The organism is Oscillatoria sp. HE19RPO (assembly GCF_024220515.1).
GTDB lineage: Bacteria > Cyanobacteriota > Cyanobacteriia > Cyanobacteriales > Laspinemataceae > Laspinema.
Genome location: NZ_JAMXOT010000468.1, coordinates 1 through 5,058 on the forward strand (window position 1 = coordinate 1; position 5,058 = coordinate 5,058).

The 5,058-nt window shown below is 49.8% G+C and carries 3 protein-coding genes; 1 reads left to right on the forward strand and 2 read right to left on the reverse strand.

Annotated features, from left to right (window positions below):
- On the reverse strand, nucleotides 1-3,364 hold a 3,364-nt coding region (locus NG833_RS29650; RefSeq protein ID WP_254568857.1), incomplete at its 3' end, for a DUF4347 domain-containing protein.
- A 502-nt stretch (nucleotides 3,365-3,866) separates the two neighbouring features.
- Between NG833_RS29650 and NG833_RS29655 the strand changes: the two genes are divergently transcribed.
- Entirely contained in the window at nucleotides 3,867-4,556 is a 690-nt protein-coding gene (locus NG833_RS29655; RefSeq protein WP_254568858.1) for a M15 family metallopeptidase, read from the forward strand.
- Between the two features lie 240 nt (nucleotides 4,557-4,796).
- On the opposite strand, the gene NG833_RS29660 is transcribed toward NG833_RS29655, so the two are convergent.
- A partial coding sequence (locus tag NG833_RS29660; RefSeq protein WP_254568859.1) for a hypothetical protein occupies nucleotides 4,797-5,058 on the reverse strand: 262 nt, incomplete at its 5' end.

The following is a 5,058-nucleotide window of genomic DNA, read 5'->3' on the forward strand; positions in this document are numbered from 1 at the left end:
CACCTGTATTACCGCCACCTGTATTACCGCCACCTGTATTACCGCCACCTGTATTACCGCCACCTGTATTACCGCCACCTGTATTACCGCCACCTGTATTAGGCGGTTGAATGGTTAAATCAAAGGTGTCGGTAATGCTTGCACCGGATTTATCGGTAGCGGTGACAATAATCGTGAGAGTTCCGATATCTGTTCCTGCTGGAGTGCCGGTGAAGGTGCCGTCATCATTGAAGGTTAACCAATTAGGAAGAGGGTTTCCATTGGAGAGGGTAACGGTATAGGTTAAACTGTCATTGTAGATAATATCAGCATCATCAAAGGTATTTTCCGGGATGGGAAAGGTAAAGTTGGTTCCCGGAGTGGTGGTTTGATTTTCCAGGGGATTGACGAGGATGGGGGGAGCGTTAATGTTTAAATTAACGGTGGAGGGAGTTTCGGCATAGTCGGTGCCATCGAATCCATTCCAATTGAAACTCACGGGACCATTGAAGTTTTCAGCAGGGACAAAGGAGAGTTTCTCAATATCAATTAGGGAAATTTCCAGGGGATTTTCTGGGGTAATTTGGATGGGATTTCCATCGAAAAATAGGGTTCCGTTGGTGGGAAGAGAGGTAATTGAAATTTTCTGGAGGGTATTCCCATCACTGTCTGTAAATTGAGTGGTAAAATACTCGGGGTTAAAGAAAAAAGGAGTATCTTTTGTGCCGGTTTGATTGATGGGTGCTAAGGTGGGCGGGGTATTGATGTTGACGACAAAGCGCCCGAGTTCCTGGGAGGCGATCGCATTGCCTGTGGTATCGGTTACTTGGTTTTCTAGCAACGTCACGGTATAAGTGCCGTTATCGCTCGTATCCCAACTGTCCCCGGGCGGGGTGATTTGGTAGGTGACGTTGATACTATTGAAATTGCCGGTGTGATTGGGGGTCTCTATTTTTGTGACTTGGAGACTTTCGTTATTGTCTCCCGTGACCATAATATCCCCTATATCCAGGGTACTCCAGTCGATCGCCCGGTTATCGGTAAAGGTGACGGTGATACTGTAGGTTGTTCCGCCTGCAAGGGTCACATCTTCGGCCATAAAGTCTTGAAAACTGGGCAAAATCGAGTCCGTCAGTCCGGGAGACCCGATATCTAAACCGCTATTGTTGCCAGCTAAGGTACTTTCATAAGCTTTGGCGACCACTTCCGTGGGTTCACCGGGTTGACCGATCGCACTGGTTAACCACTTGCTACCATCATTGTTGGCTGTTGTCAATTCCTCTTCTTCGCCAAAAATGAGAGGATTTAAAAACAAGGAAGCACCAGGGGAGGGAGTTGGCCATAATCCCGTTGTGTTATATGCTACCTCATCAATAGCGGTGGGGAACCCCAGGGTATAGCTACCAAAACTGGGCCATAACCCGATGCGATCGCTAATGTTGCCCAATTCAGACCAGTTACTCACTGGAATCAGGGCAATATTCCCTGTATCCCACGCCGCCTTAAATGACTCCGTAAGCAGGTTGTCATTAAACAAAATTCCCGTTTGACCCGGTGCAATCTCACCCCCCGTAATATTTGCCGCAGGTAGGTTTGCATTGGCATTGGCCAAGACAAATCCAGTTAAATTCAGGGGTTGATCCGTCGGATTGTAAATCTCCACCCACTCCCAGTCCGGTTCGTCACTGACGGGATGGTACATAATTTCCGTAATCACCGGGAGCACCTGTTTCTCATAAGCACCGATATCGATCGCTGTGCCTACCTCGCGCTGAAACCCGGTCCCCCGTTGGTCAGTGACTAAATCAGTATTAACATTAGGATTCCCCAAATTAATCGCCGGAGACCCTAAAGTGAGGGCATGGGTTAACGGAGACCCGGCAGGTGCCCCATTGAGTGCTAAAGTCGGATTGATGACATCGGTAATCTCAATCCCACCGAGGAAGTCAAAGCTGTAATTTGTTCCAGCATTTAAGTTAGTGCTGCCGGTCCAATCGCCGACCAGGTTATACTCTGCCTGGGTAACCCTACCCGAAATATCTCGGTAGACAGCACCCACTAGGGTATTATCGGTGTTTCCGGCAACCAGGGTATGACTGAGATTGAGGGAATTTCTCGCCCCTCCCTGATACAAGATGCCGCCCCCGTCGCCTGTGCCATCGGCATTACTATCAGCAACATTCAAGGCGAGCGTGCTGTGATTAACGGTTAGATTTCTTGTGTTGTAGATCCCTCCCCCATTACTCGCAGCCTGGTTGCTGGAAATCGTACTATTGGAAATGACCGCAGTGCGATCGTTTCGGATTCCTCCCCCTTCATCCTGAGCGAAGTTCTGAGAAATGCTACTCTCAATAACCGTCAGAGTCCCATCATTCTTAATGCCTCCACCGTCGTCCTCAGCCTGGTTGCCAGTGAGGGTAACCTGGTTCAGGGTCAAAGTTCCCTCATTATAAATCCCGCCCCCATCCTCTCCATTGTCTTGGGCGGTAACATTGGCCAACCCATTTCTAATCATGAGATTATTCAGGGTGAGGTTAGCAGCAGCCCCAACATGGAAAATCCGGAAACCGGGTGCGTTCTCATCCTCATCTCGAATGATTTCAGCGCCGTTTCCATTAATCGTGAGATTACCCGTCTGAATCGAGGGTAACCCATTGGCACCAAGGATATCATTATTAATGCCGGTGAGGGTATAGGTACCCGGTGCTAAATTGATGATATTATCTTGACCATCCAGATTCGCCGCTGTAATTGCAGCAATCAGTTCGGTGACATCTCCCACAGTCACCGGAGTGGGTTCTGGGAGTAAGGCATTATAGGTGGCGATCGCCTCGGATTGGAAGGGCAAGGGGGCCTCAATGTTTCCCGTACTCACTTCTAGGGTCCAGTTGCCGTTCAATTCAGCACTGCCGGTTAAATCATCGGAGGCGGCAATATCTGCACCCGTCAATTCCGCGAGTTTTTGCAGGAAGGTAATCCCTGTATCCGAGGTCCCGACATTGCATCCATAAAGTAAGATATCCGCCTCCTCACTGAGGGCCGCCCGCAGGATCAGCCATTGGGGAAGATAGGCATCCAGAGTCTCGGCATCCAGTTGGGTTGTGCCGAGTTGGACCCTGCCGGAACTCCCATGAGAGACTAAATGAATGCTGTCGATGCCGGTTCGACCCGCGATCGCCTCAATGATTTGGTCGATGCCATCGCGATCGCTATCAAGCGCGATCGCCTCTGTATCCGGTCCCAGGGCATCCAATAGGGTTTGTTGCTCAGAAACCCCTGAATTGATAAAAACCAGGGTGCGGGAGTCGGTTACAGGAGGGGTTGCCGGAATCGGAGGTTCTTCACTAGGACCTAAACCATGATACCGTTTGGAAATCCTGGACAAGAGGTTGACTGGTTGTGATTGTGGGTAGTTCATTGGAAATACATCCCCGGTAGATATGTGTTGACAATCAGATAGAACACCCAACCTCCGTATTATCACTAGAGGCTGGGTTCTTGGTAAATCAAGGCTGGATAATTTTGCTGGAAGAACGAAAAAAGTAGATCACCCTGGATATGATCTAGTATAGTCCGTAGATACACGGGGATGGGTTGCACCCCTCAATTAAATGTCTGATGGGTCCTCTCCCACCAACCTTCTGGGGTGCAACAGAGTTCTCGCCGGATTGATCTAGGGCTGGGCAAACGGGTTTACCCGGTCCTGGGCAGATGATTACGGATCCAACATAAAATAAAAGCAACGCCCTCGGGAACCGTTTTGAAGCGTGGCCCTGGGGCGAGAAGGATTGGGGGCTAAACGGGGATTGATCCGTGCCACAATCCGAGCGATCGCCGAGTCAACGGCAATCCCGTCTATTAGAATCAGGAGACTCTCTCACTCACCGATGAAACCCTATCAACAAATCCCCATTCTCGACTGTGGCGAACCCTTGGTGGCGATTCCTGGGGATCAGTTTGCCCTCGTGTTGCCTCATCCTTATGAACTGTTGGGCGCACCCTACGCAGGTCGATCGCCGTTTTATCTGCGCCAAGGGGTATTGACGGGTTTAATCCAAGCACAAACCTACCTCCAGCAGCAATATCCCCAGTGGCAGATTTCAATTTTTGATGCCTATCGGCCTATTGCCGTGCAGCAGTTTATGGTAGAGTATGCGTTTAGGGAACAGGTGCGATCGCAAGGATTAGACCCGGGGAAATTAAGCCCCTCTCAGCGCCAAGAAATTTTAGCGCAAGTGTATCAATTTTGGGCGGTTCCCAGTCTGGACCCCGCCACCCCTCCGCCTCATGCCACAGGGGCTGCCGTGGATGTCACGTTAGTAGAGGAGGGGGGTATCGCCGTGGAGATGGGTTCCCCGATTGATGAAATCTCACCGCGATCGCATCCTGACTATTTTGCCGAAAGCAGCAGTCAGACTGACCAAGCGTATCACAACCATCGCCAAATTTTGGCCCAAGCAATGCAACAAGCTGGATTTGCTCAACATCCCAATGAATGGTGGCATTTCTGTAAAGGGGACCAAATGTGGGCCTGGTTAACTCACCAGAAGACTGCTATTTATGGCAGAGTGGAGTAAACTCATACGGAATCCGGTTGTTAAAGGTCTATAAAAACCCGCAGGTTAAAGCCTGGAAGCTCACCGGACGAAGCGGTGCCTGCGCGGGCTAAAAACGAAAACCGATTTTTACCAAGGGAACTCCAAAAAATAAAATCCCCAAAAAACCCGCAGGCTGTTCGCGTAGCGTTCCGTAAGGAAAGCCTGGAGGCTCACAGGACAAAGCCCGCCTGCGCGGCGTCATACAGTCTTGTTAGGTGCTTAACCATCGGGATTTGGATGATTTATTTGTTGGAACACCCCAACTGGATTTGGTATAAGAGGGGCAATTCGTGAATTGCCCCTCTTATACCAAATCTGGGTATGAAAAGTTTTTATGGAGTAGCCTGCGTAGGCAGGCTTTGTCTGTATAGCCCCAGGCTTGAGCCTGCGGGTTTTTACAGACCTTTGACAACCGGATTCCGTATTATCATACCAAATACGGTTGTTAAAAGTCGATTTTCTCTTCAGCCTGCGTAGGCAG